The sequence below is a fragment of the Gordonia sp. SMJS1 genome (genome assembly GCF_029866425.1).
Lineage (GTDB): Bacteria > Actinomycetota > Actinomycetes > Mycobacteriales > Mycobacteriaceae > Gordonia > Gordonia hongkongensis.
The window spans coordinates 2,109,012-2,124,644 of the sequence record NZ_CP123381.1 but is presented as its reverse complement, the minus strand read 5'-3'; the positions used below and the strand labels follow the sequence as shown (position 1 = coordinate 2,124,644).

The following is a 15,633-nucleotide window of genomic DNA, read 5'->3' as shown; positions in this document are numbered from 1 at the left end:
CCACTGACGTGATCCCAATTCGACGTGGCCCGCCGTGGCGCACGGCATAGCGACGACGGTGTCGTAGACTCTCTCTGCCCGGCCGCTCGTGCGCCACGTCACGCTCGCCGGTCAGCCTCCGTAGCTCAGGTGGATAGAGCAAGGGCCTTCTAATCCCTAGGTCGCAGGTTCGAGTCCTGCCGGGGGCACGTCATGTGCCTGTCGCCGACCGCTCGAAGTGGATCGGGAACCGTTCAGGGCACGCCGTGCGTCATAGTCCTGCCCCACACCTCGGTGGGTCGCGACTCCCTGGAGGATCATGACGCTCCCCCGCTCCTTGTCCGGTTTCCCGCCGCTGTCACCTGGCCGGCGAACCCACAATCACTCAGAGACATCGCTGTTCGGTGTCGATCCCGCCGAGGTCGAGGGCATCGCGCGCACCTGGCGGGCCGCCGCGATCGCGATCCACGCCGCGGATGTCGAGGCCGTCGGCGCGGCGCTCGGACCCTCGAGTCGCGTCGTGCGTGCCCTCGCCGCCACGATCGGACCCGCACGGTCGGCGGTGGACTCCATCGGTGAACGCCTGACGACGATGAGCCTGATGCTGCGGACGTTCGACGCGACGACGGCAGACGCCGACGCGCGGTCGGGCACCCGGTTCCGCTCGCTTCGGAACCGCTGATGCGACCCACCCTCTCGCAGTTGCGCGCGTGGGATCCGCAGTCGATCGCCGCCACCGGGTCCGCTGCCTCGACGCTGGCCGAGTGCATCGACACCGGCATCGGTCGCGCGGTGCGTGCCTTCGACGACGCCTCGACGTGGTCGGGTGCCACGCATGATGCTGCGCACCAGGCCATCTGGGCGGAACACGATCATGCCGGCGAGGTCCGCAACGTGGTGCAGATGATCGCCGACGAGGCCACCGATGCCGCCGCCGACCTCGGCTACGCCCGCGACTTCGCACTTGGTGTCGTCCGGGGAGCAGAGGGGCTGGGCTTCACCGTCTTCGACGACGGCGAGGTGACCCATCCTGAGCGTGACTTCGACGGTCAGGCCGCCCTTCTCGCGGAATCCATCGCCGAGGCTCTCGACACCGTCGACGCCCTCGACGAGCGCTACGGTGCACGACTCGAGACGTTCGCGGCCGACCTCGCGTCGATGACGGCGGGTCAACCCGACGTCACACTGCCCGGGGGCGCCGAGATGGACGCGGATCAGGCCGTCCGCATGCTGGAGACGCTCACGCCGACCCAGGTCCGCGACGTCATCGAACAGATGGGTGCCGACGACGTCCGACGTCTGGTGCAGGCCGACCCGCATGTCATCGGGAACCTACCGGGTGTCCCGTTCGCGATCCGCGCCCAGGCCAACGAAATCAACATCCGCAACGCACTTCTCGACGAGATGTCGGCCGGCCGCGGGCACGGCCGAAGAGCTCGGACCCTGCGCGGACTCCTCGAGCCCCGCCCCGACCCGATCGCCGACGAGACACCCCGCGGCGACGACGGACTCGTCGAGCGGACCTTCATCACCTTCGTCAACACTCCGCGCGGACGAATCGTCGAGATGATCGGGTCGCTGCGGCCCGGTGCTCCTAACACGGCGATTTACGTGCCCGGGACCGGCACGAACCTCGACACCGTGGTCGGCCACAACCGCACGGCCGCAGCCGAACTCGCGGCACGCACCGGCGGACCGGTGTTCCTCTACCTCGACGGCGACCTCCCGCCCGACCTCCGCGCGGCGGCGAGTCCGAGCTTCGCCGTAGCCATGGCGCACCGCCTGGAGTTGTTCGGTTCCGAACTCGACGCCGAGATCGTGCACCTCGCTCCCGGTGCGACCACCACCTACATCGGTCACAGCTACGGCGGGTCGGTCGTGGGATCGGCCGAACAACTCGGCCTGTCCCCCGACCGCGTCATCTACGCGTCGTCGGCGGGCACCGGCATCTACGACACGCCGCATCCCGACGGCGTGGATCGATACTCGCTGACCTTCCCGGGCGACCCGATCCACTACGTCCAGTCCTTTCCCGGGAACCCGCACGGCCACGACCCCGACACCGCGCCCGGCGTGATCAGGCTCGACACCGGCACAGTCGAGCTCGACGAGCGCACAGTCGACGGGGGTCTGGTCACCCACGGTGCTTATTGGAACGACACGGAATCCACGGCCTTCCAGAACATGGTGAAGGTCATCGTCGGCGCCGAACCCGACCTCTACGTCCCTCGCAAGCCCGACGTCGCCGAACTCCCGCCACCGGTCGGCGCACCCGCTCCCCTGTGGTGGCTCTATCTCGTCAACGATCGCGCCGACGGGGACATCGACCTGCCGGGGCCGATTCCCGACATCCCGCTACGGCTGCCGTGGTGAGCCGCGACTCGAACACACGCCAGGCTTCCGAGTAGTCGTCTGTTCCATCCCGGTCCCCTCGCGACCGTCCACCTGCGAACCTCAACTCGACTCCTGGACCTCGATCGAAGTCCATCAGTCGAGTTGAGGTTCGTCGGTCGGACACCTATGCGTCGCCGTGGTGAGTGCCCGTCCGGCCGACGTCCACCGTCCCCCGCCACCCGCCGATGAGGCGCATGGAGTGATAGATGACCAGTGCCGCGACCGAGCCCAGCGAGATGCCGGCGAACACGAGGTCGCCGACCTGCCAGGTGTAGTCGGCAATGCCGATGATGAGTGGGATCGCCGCGGTGAACTGGTTTATCGGCTTGGAGAAGTCGACCTTGTTGGTCACCCAGATCTGGACGCCGATGACACCGACCAGACCGTAGAGCGCGGTCGTGACACCGCCGAGCACGCCAGGGGGGATCGCGGCGATCACGGCGCCGACCTTGGGCGACAGTCCGAGCAGGATCGCCGCGCCGCCGGCCACCCAGTAGGCCGCCGTCGAGTACACCTTGGTCGCCGACATCACACCGATGTTCTCGGCGTAGGTCGTCGTGGCCGACCCACCGCCGCTGCCGGCCAGCATCGTGGCCACGCCGTCCGCGGCCAGCGCCCGACCCATGGTCGCGTCGTAGTCCTTGCCGGTCATCATCGCGACCGACTTCACGTGGCCGATGTTCTCGACGACGAGCACCAGCACCACGGGCAGGAACAACGGCAGGACACCCAGGTCGAACGTGGGCGTCTGGAAGTCGGGCAGTCCGATCCAGGCAGCGTCGCCGATGGCGGAGGTGTCGATGTAGTCGTTGTCGCTGTCGATCCGGTCGAGGATCAGCGCGAGGACATATCCGGCCACGACGCTCAGGAAGATCGCCAGGCGACCGAGCAGCCCGCGGAACAGCACCGCGGAGGCCACCAGCAGCACCAGCACGATCGTCGCCAGGACGGGATCGGCGACGAAGTTGTTCTTGGCCGCCGGCGCCAGATTGAGCCCGATCAAGGCGACGATCGCGCCGGTCACGACAGGTGGCATCAGGGTCTCGATCCATCGCACACCCGCGAAATGACTGATGAGCCCGATGACGACGAGCAGTGCGCCGACCGCCACGAGTCCCCCGAGCGCCGACGACGCCCCGTCGGAGGCGACGGCGGCTGTCACCGGCGCGATGATGGCGAAACTCGAACCCAGGTAACTGGGCAGGCGGTTGCGGGTGATCAGCAGGAACAGAATCGTGCCGACGCCGGAGAAGAACAGCGTCGTCGACGGCGGGAATCCGGTCAGCACCGGGACGAGGAAGGTCGCGCCGAACATGGCGACCACATGCTGCAGACCGATGCTGACCGTCCGCGGCCAGGTCAGCCGTTCCTCCGGTGCCACGACCGCGTTGTCGGTCAGCTTCCAGGACAGCAGATTCCGAGACCTCGTCTCCGGTTCACCCATGCCGAACAGTGTGCGGCACGGATGCTGACGACGCCTCACTTCGGGTCTTCCTCGGTCGGCGTCGCCGCCGCCGATATGCAACTCGACTCATATACACCTTGTTGCATAGTGCGTTGTTGCAGTGTTAGCTTGCTCTCATGGCGCTCGAACACGCGATTCTGGTGTCGCTGGCCGAGCGACCGGGAACGGGCTATGAGATCGGTCAGCAATTCGACCGCAGCATCGGCTACTTCTGGTCGGCCACGCATCAGCAGATCTACCGGACGCTGAAGAAGCTCCTCGACGACGAACTGGTCAGCGTCGAGTCGATCAGTCAGGACGGTCGTCCGGACAAGAAGGTCTACACGATCTCCGATGCCGGGCGCGACGCCCTGGCCGACTGGGCGATGAGTCCGACCCCACTGCAACCGCTCCGCAGCGACATCGGCGTGAAGCTGCGGGCCGCGGAGTTCGGCGACCTCGCCGCCATCGTCGGCGAACTCAAGGCCCACCGCGACGAGCACCTCGCGCAACTGAAGCTCTACACCGGCTTCCAGGCCGACTACTACCCCGATCCCGACACGCTCACCGGCCGCAAGCTGCACCAGTACCTCGTCCTCCGCGGCGGCATCCGCCAGGAGCAGGGATACATCGAATGGTGCGACGAGGTCATCCACGGACTCGAACGGGAATTGACCGAGAGCTGAGTTAGCCAGTCCCGCAACACCTTCGAAACCGCCAAATCCGTCCACCCAGGTTCACCGAGATGAAAGGTCGCGCCATGTCAGCCCCGACGGCACAACCGAACCAGCACTATCCGCACCTGTTCACGCCCCTGCAGATCGGCGGCATGACCATCGAGAACCGACTGGTCATGGGTTCGATGCACACCGGTCTCGAGGACCGGTTCTGGGACACCGACAAGCTGGCCGCGTACTTCGCCGAACGCGCCAAAGGCGGTGCGGGACTGATTATCACCGGCGGCTTCGGCACCAGCCGGACGGGTTTGCTCGCCTTCGCCGGCGGCAAGATGACCAACGTCGTCGACATGACCCGCCACAAGCGCGTGACCAAGGCCGTGCACGACGAAGGCGGCAAGATCGCGATGCAGCTGATCCACGCCGGCCGCTACGGATACACGCCGTTCAAGGTCGCTCCCGGCACCGATCCGTCGCCGATACACCCCTTCAAGCATCTGAAGATGACCGAGCCGATCATCCGCCACGTCATCAGGTCGTTCGGGCAGTCCGCCAAGCTGGCACGCAAGGCCGGCTACGACGCCATCGAGATCATGGGCGGCGAGGGCTACCTCATCAACCAGTTCCTCTGCCCTCACACCAACGACCGCACCGACAAATGGGGCGGCAACACCGAGAACCGCCAGCGTTTCCTGGTCGAGGTCATCAAGGAGATCCGCCGTCAGGTCCCCCGCGACTACCCGGTGATCCTGCGTCAGTCGATCGCCGACCTGATCCGCAAGGGACAGACCTGGGACGAGGTCGCGCTGATGGCTCGCAAGGCCGAGCAGTACGGCGTCGACGCCATCAACACCGACATCGGCTGGCACGAGGCCCAGGTTCCCACCATCGTCACCTCGGTGCCGCGCGGGCATTCGTGAAGTTCACCGAACGGCTCCGCGACGAGGTCTCGATCCCGCTGATCGCGGCCAACCGCATCAACACCCCGGAACTCGGCGAGGAGATCCTCGCGAACGGACGCGTCGACGCCATCCAGATGGCCCGGCCGTTCCTTGCCGATCCCCACCTGGCGAACAAGGCCCGCGAGGGTCGTTCCGACGAGATCAACACCTGCATCGGCTGCAACCAGGCCTGCCTTGACCACGCCTTCGTGGGCAAACACGTGTCGTGCCTGGTGAACCCCATCGCGGGACGCGAGACCACGCTCATCCTGGGTCCGACACGAAAGGCCAAGCGCCTCGCCGTGATCGGCGCGGGCCCGGCCGGCCTGTCGTCCGCCGTCGCCGGCGCCAAGCGCGGCCACAAGGTCACCCTGTTCGAGGGCGGCGACTCCATCGGCGGCCAGTTCTCCATCGCCGCACGCATTCCCGGCAAGGAGGAGTTCAGCGAGACGATCCGCTACTTCACCCGTCAGATCGAGGTGCTCGGTATCGAGGTCCGGCTGAACACCCGCGCCGACGCCGAGCAGATCATCGCCGAGAAGTTCGACGACGTGATCGTCGCGACCGGCGTCGTGCCGCGCATCCCGAGCTTCCCCGGCGTCGATCACCCGATGGCGATGTCGTACGCCGACGCCGTGCTCGGACATCGGGAGATCGGCAAGCGCGTGGCCGTGATCGGTGCCGGCGGCATCGGTTTCGACGTCAGCGAGTTCCTCACCACCGACGAGTCGCCGACGATGAATCTCAAAGAGTGGGAACAGGAATGGGGCGTGACGGAGGATCCGGAGAAGCCCGGCTTCGTCACCAAGCCGCGGCCGCTTCCGCCGGTGCGTCAGGTCTACCTGGTCCAGCGCAAGGTCGGTAAGCAGGGCAAGTCCCTCGGCAAGACCACCGGCTGGGTCCATCGCGCGACGATGAAGATGAAGGGCGTCGAGCAGATCAGCGGCGCCACCTACGACAAGATCGACGACCAGGGGCTGCATCTGAGCTTCCGCGACGACGAGGGCAACGTCACCGACACCCGCGTGCTCGAGGTCGACAACGTGGTGATCTGCGCGGGCCAGGAGTCGGTACGCGATCTGGTCGATCCGTTGACGCTGGCCGGGGTCACGACGCATGTGATCGGCGGGGCCGATTACGCCGGCGAGCTCGACGCCAAGCGCGCGATCCGGCAGGGCACCGAGGTCGCCGCCGGCATCGACTGACGCTCGGTCTCGGCGCGAGAGGCGGCGGCTACCATTGCGACATGCCGGTACCGCCGCCCTCCGCCACCGCCCGTGCCGTCGTCACCGGGGCCTCGTCCGGGATCGGACGGGAACTCGCACGCGCGCTGGCCGCCCGGGGTCATTCGGTCATCCTCGTCGCCCGTCGGGGCGACCTTCTCGAGGAACTAGCCGGCGAACTCCGCACGGCACACGAGGTCTCGGTCGAGGTCCGCGCGGTCGACCTGTCGGACCCGACGAAGGTGGAAGTGCTCGCCGCCGAGTTCGCGGGCCGCGAGATCTCGATCCTCTGCAACAACGCGGGCATCGCGACCTTCGGGCCGGTCGCCGACCTCGACGCCGACTACGAACGCGCGCAGGTTCGGCTCAACGTCAACGCGGTCCACGACCTCACCCTGGCGGTGCTCCCGCACATGGTCAGGCGCGGCTCGGGCGGCATCCTGATGGTCGGGTCGGCCGCCGGAAACATGCCGATTCCCAACAACGCGACGTACGCGGCATCGAAAGCCTTCGTGAACAGCTTCAGCGAGTCCCTGCGCGGCGAGGTGTGCGGGCAGGGCGTGCACGTCACCCTGCTCGCGCCCGGCCCGGTGCGTACGCACACTCCCACCCCGGACGAGGCGTCCATCGTCGACAAGGTCGTCCCGGACTTCCTGTGGCACTCCTCGGCCAAGGTCGCCGAGATGAGCTTGGATGCCTTGGCGCACAACAAGATGCGCGTCGTGCCAGGCACCCTGTCCAAGGCGATGTCGGTGGCCGGCGGGTACACACCGCGCGGGGTGGTGGCCCCGATCGTCGGTGGGTTCTACCGCAAGTTCAGCGCGGAGTAGGAGTCGTCCGGGCGCCGTTCAGCGCCGCCGGCGACGCCCCGTGCCGAAGATCGCGCGACTGAATTCACGTCCGGCCGCGCTCGCCGCCGATCGCAGGAAACTCTGCATCGGCTTGCTCGTGAGCACCTCGGTCAGGAGCCCTGGCTCCTCCGGCATCGGCTCCGGGGCCGGCGTCGGCGGCACGGGTGCCGGTGCGTCGGCGGGCTCCCCCGGTGCGAGGGTGTTGGCGGCCAGGATCTCGTACGCCGACTCGCGGTCGATGGGCGTGCCGTACTTCGCGTACAACGGCCCGGCTTTCGCCGCCGAGGTGACAGCGTCGGCGCCGATCGCCTCCATCGCCGACCGGGGCGCTCGGACCACCGTCCACGCCACCGGGGTCGGCGCACCGCGCTCGGACAGCACGGTCACGACCGCCTCGCCCGTACCGAGAGAGGTCAGCACCTGCTCGAGGTCGTAGACCTCGACACGGGGTAGGTCTTGACCGTCGTACGCAGCGCCTTCTGGTCGTCGGGGGTGAAGGCGCGCAGCGCGTGCTGGATCCGGGCACCCAGCTGGGACAACACTTCTTTCGGGATGTCCGTCGGCAGCTGGGAGCAGAAGAACACGCCGACGCCCTTCGACCGGATCAGTTTCACCGTCTGCACGACCTGGTCCACGAAGGCTTTCGACGCGTCGTCGAACAGCAGATGCGATTCGTCGAAGATGAAGACCAGCTTCGGTTTGTCGAGGTCGCCCACCTCCGGCAGGAACTCGAACAGATCGGCCAGAATCCACATGAGGAAGGTCGAGAAGAGCGCGGGGCGGGCCGCCTGGGTACCGAGCTCGAACAACGTGATGATGCCGCGTCCGTCGGGCGCCGTCCGGATGAGGTCGGCGGGATCGATCTCGGGTTCGCCGAAGAACGTGTCACCGCCGTCGGCCTCGAGATTCGACAGCGCCCGCAGGATCACGCCGGCGGTCTGCCGCGACACCCCGCCGATCCCCTTCAGTTCGGCCTTGCCCTCGTCGCTGGTGAGGAAGGCGATGACCGACCGCAGATCCTTCAGATCGAGAAGCGGCAAGGCCTTCTTGTCCGCCCAGTGGAAGATGAGGCCCAGCGTCGACTCCTGGGTGGCGTTGAGCCCCAACACCTTACTGAGCAGGATCGGCCCGAACGAGGTGATGGTCGCACGGATCGGTACCCCGATTCCCTCCGCACCCAGCGAGACGAACTCGACCGGGTGCGCTGCCGGTTGCCAGTCGTCGCCGGTCTGGTGGGAGCGTTCGGCGATCTTGTCGTTGCCCACGCCCGCTCGGCTGAGTCCGGACAGGTCGCCCTTGATGTCGGCCATGACGACAGGAACGCCGTTGCTCGACAGTTGCTCGGCGATGAGCTGCAGCGTCTTGGTCTTTCCCGTCCCGGTCGCGCCGGCAACGAGACCGTGCCGGTTCATCATCGACAGCGGGATTCGGACCTTCGCCGCGGGATCCACCTGCCCCGCCACCGAGACGGCGCCCAGTTCGAGTGCGGCGGTGCTGAACGCGTATCCGGCGGCGATGTGCTGCGCCGGACTGGAGGCTTCGGTCACGAGCACACGATAGACCTCGGGGGCCGATGTCCCGCGGATTCGCGCGCGAGGTTGGCTAAGGTTGTCGGGTGCAGGACAAACTGGTGTGGATCGACTGCGAGATGACCGGACTCCGACTCGAGTCGGACAAACTCATCGAGATCGCGGCCCTGGTGACCGACGGCGACCTCAACATCCTCGGCGACGGTGTCGATGTCGTGATCCACGCCGACGACGAGTCGCTGGCGTCGATGCCCGACGTGGTGACCAAGATGCATGCGGCCTCGGGTCTCACCGAGGAGGTGCGGGCGTCCACCGTCACCCTCGCCGAAGCCGAGAAGCTGGTGCTCGACTACATCCGCAAGCATGTGACCACCGCCGGCGCGGTCCCCCTCGCGGGCAACTCGATCGGTACCGACCGTGGATTCATCACGCGGGACATGCCCGAACTCGACGCCTACCTGCACTACCGCATGGTCGACGTCAGCTCGATCAAGGAATTGTGCCGGCGCTGGTACCCCAAGGTCTATTTCGGCCAGCCCGAGAAGGGGCTCGCGCACCGGGCCCTCGCGGACATCCGCGAGTCGATCCGGGAACTCCGCTACTACCGCGCCGCGGCGTTCGTGCCCGCCCCCGGCCCGGACACCGATGCCCTCGCCGAGATCGTCAAGGACCTCGGCCCCGCCTGAACACGCAGGTCGGGTAACCGATTGGAGTTCTGCGGCACCGACCCGCTAGAGTGTTGATGGCTCTGAGACCCGGCGCTGACGCCCAGGTTTCCGACGCCGATGGTGGATGTAGTTCAGTTGGTAGAGCACCAGGTTGTGATCCTGGCTGTCGCGGGTTCGAGTCCCGTCATCCACCCCGACGAAGCCCCGGTCTGCGATCCGCAGGCGGGGCTTTTTCGTGGCCGTGATGCAACACGCTGTGCATCAGAGCGATCCGGATGACACCACACGTGGGCCTGGTTCTAAGATTCCCGGCACCCGGTGGACCAGCGTCTGGGTGATGGCCGCCGTAGCTGCCGCACGGTATCCCCAACATCGACGTTCGACGCACGCACCCGCTGGGTTGCGCGCGTGGGAGAAGGTCTCAGCCGCTTATGAGGTCGCCGTACCCGCGACGCTCGAAACTTCGGACGAGGCGCTTCGACGGTTCATGGTTCGCGAGCCAGTCACTCAGAGCGTGGCGGCGTTCGCGCTCGTCGGCGCGTCCCAGGCCGAGGTCGGCGAGGAGCGCGTCCAGTGAGGCGGGAGGCTGCGGGGTTCGTCCGACAGGGGTGAACGCGGAATCGTCCCAGAGTCGTTCCTTGGACATCACGCTCACCTCACTTCCACGGTCACTTCGGTCAGTCCTTCTTCAGTGGCCTGTACACCCACAATGTACAGCGCGGACGCTCCAAGCAGGAGTTCTCGCTGATTCGCAAGCTCCGGGTGGCCCACCGGTGGCACCCACAGGGCTCGTGTTCCTCGTGTGGCTAGCACTCGCAGGAGCACCGGGGCGCTGCCGGGGTCCGTGAACCCCACGTGATCGGCTTCGTCGTCGTCGAACTCCCCAAGTTGTTCGCGCATCCGCATCTGTACGCGCTGGTAGAAGCGGTCCGTACCCTGCCAGCGTCTGACCGCTTCTAGCTCATCGCCGGTCAGATCGAACTCGAAGTCGTCGTTGAGCACCTGTTCGAGTTGGGCGGCGTCTTCGTGGGTGGGGCCGCCGAGCGGGGCGCCTCCGGAATGAGTAGAGGACGGCTCGCCCGGGGGCGGAAGGGTGGGCGGTGCGTCGTCGGCTGCGGTGTCGATCTGTGGATCGTAGTCCGCGCCGTCGCCCGGTGTGGGTTCCTCGACCGAGTTGTTCGTCAATCTCATTCGGCGTTTGTCTGCTCCCACAGGACCATGTCGTTGACGTCGTTCGCGCGCTACGTCTCATGTCCCGAATCTCTTTTCGCAGCGCTGTCGATATCCGGAATCGCCGTACGTCACCATGGTGTCGGACCGATCCGGTTCGGCATCATGGCCACATCAGTCGGCCGAGACTGGAGGAACGATGAAGTACGCATTGCTGCTCATGGGACATGTCAACGATCCGGCCTGTGGTGAGGACGGTGGCGCCAGCCCCGAAGAGTTCTTCGCCTTCGACGAGGAGATCACCAAAGCCGGTGTCGTCGTCAACTCCTTCGCGCTGGAGGACGAGCGCGCGGTGGTGCACACCGACGACAGCGGCGAGCGGGTGGTCGCGTCGTCCGGGCCGTTCGCGGAAGTCCGGGAGTTCGTCGGCGGGGTCTATGTCATCGACGTCGCCGATGTCGACGAGGCGATCGAGTGGGCCCGCCGCAGCCCCGGTTCGGCACCCGGCGGCCATGTCGAGATTCGGCCGCTCGCACCGTACTGAGCGATGACGAACAATTCACACCGTTCGGCGGCCACGGATTCCGCAGGGTCCGTAGCCCGCCGGGCGGTGTCGGCCGTCGATCGCGACGTCCGTTCTCGTGTACTCGCCACGCTCACGAAGAAGTTCGGCGATCTCGACCTCGCGGAGGACGCGTTGCAGGACGCGATCGCGCAGGCCCTGATCACCTGGTCGCGTACCGGAGTCCCGGATTCACCGGAGGCATGGCTGACGACGACGGCCAAACGCAAGGCGCTCGACGTGGTGCGGCGTGAATCCGTCCTGGCCGGGAAACTGGCCCGGCTGCACACCGAGACCGAACGTGCCTCCACCCCTGCGGAGTTCAGAGACCCGGCCGAGGCGCCGCCACCGGGGTTGCCCGACGAACGCCTCGGCATGTTCTTCGCCTGCACCCATCCCGTGCTACGCGCCGAGGACCGGATCGCGCTCACCCTCCGGTTCGTCGCCGGGCTGACCACCGCGGAGGTCGCGCATGCGCTGCTGATCCCGGTACCGACGACCCAGCAGCGAATCGTGCGCGCCAAGAAGCGAATTGGCGCGCTGGGTGTTCCGTTCGCGCCGCCGCGCGAGGGCGATCTCCCGCGTCGGCTCGGCGGGGTCCTGCGAGTCATCTACCTGCTGTTCTCCGAGGGGTTCGCGCGCTCGACCGGGGACGCGCACATCCGCGACGATCTCACCGGCGAGGCCGTCGCCCTCGCGCGCACCCTGCGCGCACTGCTCCCCAACGCCGAGACGACCGGACTGCTCGCCCTTCTGTTGCTCACTCAGTCCCGCCGGCCGGCTCGACTCGACTCCGACGGCCGACCGGTTCCGCTGGATGACCAGGACCGCCGGCTCTGGGACCGGGCGCTCGTCGCCGAGGGCCTCGCGCTCGCGGAACACGCTGCGGCACAAGCAGACGCCGGTCTGTACACGATCCAGGCGGCGATCGCGGCCGTGCACGCCGAGGCCGCCACCGCGGACGAGACCGACTGGACCCAGATCGCCGTCCTGTACCGACTACTCGAAGTGCACGATCCCGGACCCGTGGTGCGCGTCGGTCGCGCAGTCGCCGTCGGACGCGCGTACGGCCCGGCGCGCGGTATCGCGATGCTCGATCGATTGCAGTCGGACACACAACTCGACCGGTTCCGGCCCTTTCACATCGCCCGTGCCCTCACGCTGAGCGAACTGGGCGACGACCGCGGCGCGGCGACCGCGTACCGTCGCGCGCTCGAACTACCCGGCAACGGCGCCGAGGACGACTATCTCGCCGACGCACTGTCCGGGCTCTTCACCGGCCCGGTCCGAGACGACAGGAAGCTGGGCGAGGTGTGATCTCGTTGCAGAAGCCGTCGTCCAGTCGGACGAATAGGTGTCAACCTCACTACGCCGAACCCGCGATGTATCACACTGAGATCCCCGTCTAGGAGATCCCCGTGCGTAGAATTCTCGCCCTGCTCTGCGTTTTTGCCGGCGCTGCTCTCGGGTTGACGAACGCTGTGCCAGCGAACGCCAGCGTCAACGTGCTTTACACAATCGAGGCGGATGCCCCTCACGTGTCGATCGCGTATGCCCCTGGACAGTGGCAGGACTATGTGATTCCGTACTCGAACCTCGCCGGACGGTACTCACTGACACTCAACACCGGACCTGCGACCAGGCCGGCCGCAATGTACATCGCCGCAATCGGCTACGGGACGGTGCACTGCCGAATACGCGTCTCCGGTCAGGTCGTTGCTGTGGACAATTCACGGTCCGTCGTTGTCTGCCAGGCGTGACCTCCCGACCGCCAGACTTTAACTCGACCGGCAGACTTCGATCGAGGTCTGCCGGTCGAGTTGAAGTCCAGGGGTCGGGGGTCGACGGCGCCCGGGGACCTTCGTCCCCGAAAGTCCCCGAAGCCGGGCGCATGGGCATGCCTCGCAGTAACGTTCACCACATGCCTTCCTACTGGGTCATGCCTGCCGTTGCCCTGATCTCGTGCATCATCATCGGGATCGGGTTCATCATCGGGATCCCGGGCGGCGACGACAACGACTGAGTTCGACGTCCTGAACTGATCTCGACCACACGGCCGCGCCGTCAGGGTGTGTGCCGCGATGACACCGCACGTCTGCCGGTGTCGTCCGACGCCCGGAAGGACGGCACGTGGACCTCACGCGCAGACAGTTGATGGCCGGTGCCGCCGCGACCGCCGCCGCGGCCGGGCTCGGGTCCGGCCTGTCCGCCGCCCCGGCCGGCGCGTCGCCCCCGGGGTCGACGAGTTACCTCGTCGGCTGCGGCATCGGAGATGTCACGGGCGCGGTCGCCGGCCAGGGCATGATGGGGTATTCGAATCCAGAGCAGGTCGCGGCCGGGCTCCTGCAGCGTTGCTGGGCGCGGGCCTACATCATCGTCGATCCCGCCACCGGGCAGCGCGTCGTCTTCCTGACCGCCGACCTCGCGTGCCTGTTCCAGTCGCACCACATGGGCCTGATGGTCAAGCTGCGCAACCGATTCGGCTCCTTGTACACCGAATCGAACGTGAATCTGAATGCACAGCACACGCACGCCTCCTGCGGCGGCACGTCCTGGGACTACGCGTATTCGCTCGCCGCGTTCGGGTTCAAGAAGAACTCCTACGACGCCGAGATCGACGGCATGTTCGCCGCGATCGTTCGCGCGCACGAGAATCTCGCGCCCGGCAGCGTCACGATCGGCCGCGAGGAACTGCACGACGCCAGCCGGAATCGATCCCGGGTCGCCTTCGACGCGAACCCGTCGGCAGACAAGCGGCACTTCCCCGATGCGATCGACCCTCAGGTGACGGTGCTACGACTGCGGCAGCACGACGCCTCCGGCGGCCGGGATGTCGGTGCCATCACCTGGTTCCCGACACACGGCACGTCTCTCACCGACCGCAACGTCCTCATCGCCGGCGACAACAAGGGTTACGCGAGCCACCTGTGGGAGCGAACCCAGCCCGGGTTCGTGGCCGCGTTCCCACAGACCAACTCCGGCGACATGACGCCGAACCTCGCACTCGCGCAGTTCGATCCGCGCGGACCGACATCGGACAACAGACGCAACTGCGAACTCATCGGCGAGCGTCAGTACGTCGCCGGACGGCGAGGCTTCGAGGCGGCCCGCCCGATGACCCGGGGCGGCGTCGACTCCATCGTGCGGTACGTCGACATGTCGGCGGTCCGGATCTCCGGTACCTACACACCCGACGGCCGACCGGCGTCGACCACCCCCGCGATGATGGGTGCCGGCGCGGTCGCGACCAGCAGCGAGGACAACTACGAGCAACCGCTCCCCTTCCTCGTGGAGGGCATGACCAATCCCCTCGTCACCGCGCTCGGCGGAGACCGCGTCCCGCCGATCGCACCGTGGATGCGAGACATGCAGGCGCCCAAACTGATCGCGTTCCCGCTCGGTCTGCTGCCGCCCTCGGGCTGGATCCCGGCGGTGGTGCCGCTGCAGCTCATGCGCATCGGCGAACTCGTGCTCGTCGCCGTACCCGCCGAGGTCACCGTCGTCGCGGGTCTGCGGCTGCGTCGAGTGGTCGCCGACGAACTGCGGACCGACGTCGACAACGTCCTCGTGCAGGGGTTCGCGAACGCCTACACCCAGTACGTCACGACGCCCGAGGAATACGACCTGCAGCACTACGAAGGCGGCGAGACCCAATTCGGGCGGTACACCCTGTCCGCCTACCTGCAGGAGTTCGCCGCGCTCGCCGCGGCCATGTCGTCCGGACGCCGGATCGGCCGTGGTCCGGCGCCGGTCGACAAGTCCGGACCGCAACCCGACCTGGTGCCCCCGGTCCCCGCCGACCGTCCGATACCGGGCCGACGCTACGGCGACGTCCTGCGTGAACCCGACGCCACGTACCGCCCCGGTTCGATCGTGACCGTGCAGTTCGTCGGCGCGCATCCCAACAACGACTTCCGGCACGGCCGGACCTATCTCGAGGTGCAGCGGCGTACCGGCAGCGAGTGGACGACGGTCGCCGACGACAACGACTGGTCCACGGAGTTCCGGTGGGCGCGCCCGGCCGGCAGCACCGACACGTCGCGGATCACGATCACCTGGCGGTCGCCGACGGACGCGTCCGGGATGTACCGCATCCGCTACTTCGGGGACAGCCGCGATGCGAACGGGTCGACGAGGCCCGTCTCCGGGACGAGTCGCACGTTCCGCGTCGGGTCCCGCTGACGCACGGACGCCA

Annotated in this window: 11 protein-coding genes, 2 tRNA genes and 2 pseudogenes; 11 read left to right on the top strand and 4 right to left on the bottom strand. The window is 67.3% G+C overall.

Features of this window, described 5'->3' with window-relative positions:
* Nucleotides 1-114 precede the first annotated feature (114 nt).
* The 3 genes from QAD21_RS09680 (at nucleotide 115) to QAD21_RS09670 (ending at nucleotide 2,352) form a co-directional block, all read left to right on the top strand.
* Nucleotides 115-188 (top strand) — tRNA-Arg (locus QAD21_RS09680).
* Between the two features lie 110 nt (nucleotides 189-298).
* Entirely contained in the window at nucleotides 299-661 is a 363-nt protein-coding gene (locus QAD21_RS09675; protein WP_159370605.1) for a hypothetical protein, read from the top strand.
* Complete coding sequence (locus QAD21_RS09670) at nucleotides 661-2,352, top strand: hypothetical protein (RefSeq protein ID WP_159370604.1); 1,692 nt, start codon at nucleotides 661-663, stop codon at nucleotides 2,350-2,352. Before QAD21_RS09675 ends, QAD21_RS09670 begins: the two co-directional genes overlap by 1 nt.
* Before the next feature lie 145 nt (nucleotides 2,353-2,497).
* Here the strand turns inward: QAD21_RS09670 and QAD21_RS09665 are convergent, their stop codons facing one another.
* Complete coding sequence (locus tag QAD21_RS09665; RefSeq protein ID WP_137809305.1) at nucleotides 2,498-3,817, bottom strand: solute carrier family 23 protein; 1,320 nt, start codon at nucleotides 3,815-3,817, stop codon at nucleotides 2,498-2,500.
* Nucleotides 3,818-3,954: 137 nt separating this feature from the next.
* Between QAD21_RS09665 and QAD21_RS09660 the strand changes: the two genes are divergently transcribed.
* The 3 genes and pseudogenes from QAD21_RS09660 (at nucleotide 3,955) to cmrA (ending at nucleotide 7,488) form a co-directional block, all read left to right on the top strand.
* Nucleotides 3,955-4,503 (top strand): PadR family transcriptional regulator, encoded by a 549-nt coding sequence (locus QAD21_RS09660; RefSeq protein ID WP_159370603.1) that lies wholly within the window; start codon nucleotides 3,955-3,957, stop codon nucleotides 4,501-4,503.
* 74 nt (nucleotides 4,504-4,577) lie between these two features.
* Nucleotides 4,578-6,640 (top strand): annotated as a pseudogene (locus QAD21_RS09655) (NADPH-dependent 2,4-dienoyl-CoA reductase).
* Between the two features lie 41 nt (nucleotides 6,641-6,681).
* Entirely contained in the window at nucleotides 6,682-7,488 is an 807-nt protein-coding gene (cmrA, locus tag QAD21_RS09650) for a mycolate reductase (protein ID WP_065629032.1), read from the top strand.
* Between the two features lie 18 nt (nucleotides 7,489-7,506).
* Here the strand turns inward: cmrA and QAD21_RS09645 are convergent.
* A pseudogene (locus QAD21_RS09645) lies at nucleotides 7,507-9,056 on the bottom strand (helicase HerA-like domain-containing protein).
* Nucleotides 9,057-9,124: 68 nt separating this feature from the next.
* Between QAD21_RS09645 and orn the strand changes: the two are divergent.
* On the top strand, nucleotides 9,125-9,724 hold the full coding sequence (gene orn / locus QAD21_RS09640; RefSeq protein WP_065629033.1) for an oligoribonuclease: 600 nt from the start codon (nucleotides 9,125-9,127) through the stop codon (nucleotides 9,722-9,724).
* Nucleotides 9,725-9,826: 102 nt separating this feature from the next.
* Nucleotides 9,827-9,899 (top strand) — tRNA-His (locus tag QAD21_RS09635).
* Nucleotides 9,900-10,127: 228 nt separating this feature from the next.
* Here the strand turns inward: QAD21_RS09635 and QAD21_RS09630 are convergent.
* Entirely contained in the window at nucleotides 10,128-10,352 is a 225-nt protein-coding gene (locus QAD21_RS09630) for a hypothetical protein (RefSeq protein WP_159370601.1), read from the bottom strand.
* A 5-nt stretch (nucleotides 10,353-10,357) separates the two neighbouring features.
* On the bottom strand, nucleotides 10,358-10,897 hold the full coding sequence (locus QAD21_RS09625) for a hypothetical protein (protein WP_159370600.1): 540 nt from the start codon (nucleotides 10,895-10,897) through the stop codon (nucleotides 10,358-10,360).
* 178 nt (nucleotides 10,898-11,075) lie between these two features.
* Between QAD21_RS09625 and QAD21_RS09620 the strand changes: the two genes are divergently transcribed.
* The 3 genes from QAD21_RS09620 to QAD21_RS09610 all read left to right on the top strand — a co-directional run bounded on the left by QAD21_RS09620 (nucleotide 11,076) and on the right by QAD21_RS09610 (nucleotide 15,620).
* Nucleotides 11,076-11,420 (top strand): YciI family protein, encoded by a 345-nt coding sequence (locus tag QAD21_RS09620; RefSeq protein ID WP_137809297.1) that lies wholly within the window; start codon nucleotides 11,076-11,078, stop codon nucleotides 11,418-11,420.
* Between the two features lie 3 nt (nucleotides 11,421-11,423).
* Nucleotides 11,424-12,755 (top strand): DUF6596 domain-containing protein, encoded by a 1,332-nt coding sequence (locus QAD21_RS09615; protein ID WP_247451918.1) that lies wholly within the window; start codon nucleotides 11,424-11,426, stop codon nucleotides 12,753-12,755.
* 813 nt (nucleotides 12,756-13,568) lie between these two features.
* Complete coding sequence (locus QAD21_RS09610) at nucleotides 13,569-15,620, top strand: neutral/alkaline ceramidase (protein WP_247451917.1); 2,052 nt, start codon at nucleotides 13,569-13,571, stop codon at nucleotides 15,618-15,620.
* Nucleotides 15,621-15,633: the final 13 nt, after the last annotated feature.

Excerpts from the sequence above, each read along its gene's own strand:
- QAD21_RS09620 (WP_137809297.1), top strand. The coding sequence starts at position 11,076 with ATGAAGTACGCATTGCTGCTCATGGGACATGTCAACGATCCGGCCTGT.
- QAD21_RS09660 (WP_159370603.1), top strand. The coding sequence starts at position 3,955 with ATGGCGCTCGAACACGCGATTCTGGTGTCGCTGGCCGAGCGACCGGGA.
- cmrA (WP_065629032.1), top strand. The coding sequence starts at position 6,682 with ATGCCGGTACCGCCGCCCTCCGCCACCGCCCGTGCCGTCGTCACCGGG.
- QAD21_RS09670 (WP_159370604.1), top strand. The coding sequence starts at position 661 with ATGCGACCCACCCTCTCGCAGTTGCGCGCGTGGGATCCGCAGTCGATC.
- QAD21_RS09630 (WP_159370601.1), bottom strand. The coding sequence starts at position 10,352 with ATGTCCAAGGAACGACTCTGGGACGATTCCGCGTTCACCCCTGTCGGA.
- QAD21_RS09615 (WP_247451918.1), top strand. The coding sequence starts at position 11,424 with ATGACGAACAATTCACACCGTTCGGCGGCCACGGATTCCGCAGGGTCC.
- QAD21_RS09665 (WP_137809305.1), bottom strand. The coding sequence starts at position 3,817 with ATGGGTGAACCGGAGACGAGGTCTCGGAATCTGCTGTCCTGGAAGCTG.
- QAD21_RS09625 (WP_159370600.1), bottom strand. The coding sequence starts at position 10,897 with ATGAGATTGACGAACAACTCGGTCGAGGAACCCACACCGGGCGACGGC.
- QAD21_RS09675 (WP_159370605.1), top strand. The coding sequence starts at position 299 with ATGACGCTCCCCCGCTCCTTGTCCGGTTTCCCGCCGCTGTCACCTGGC.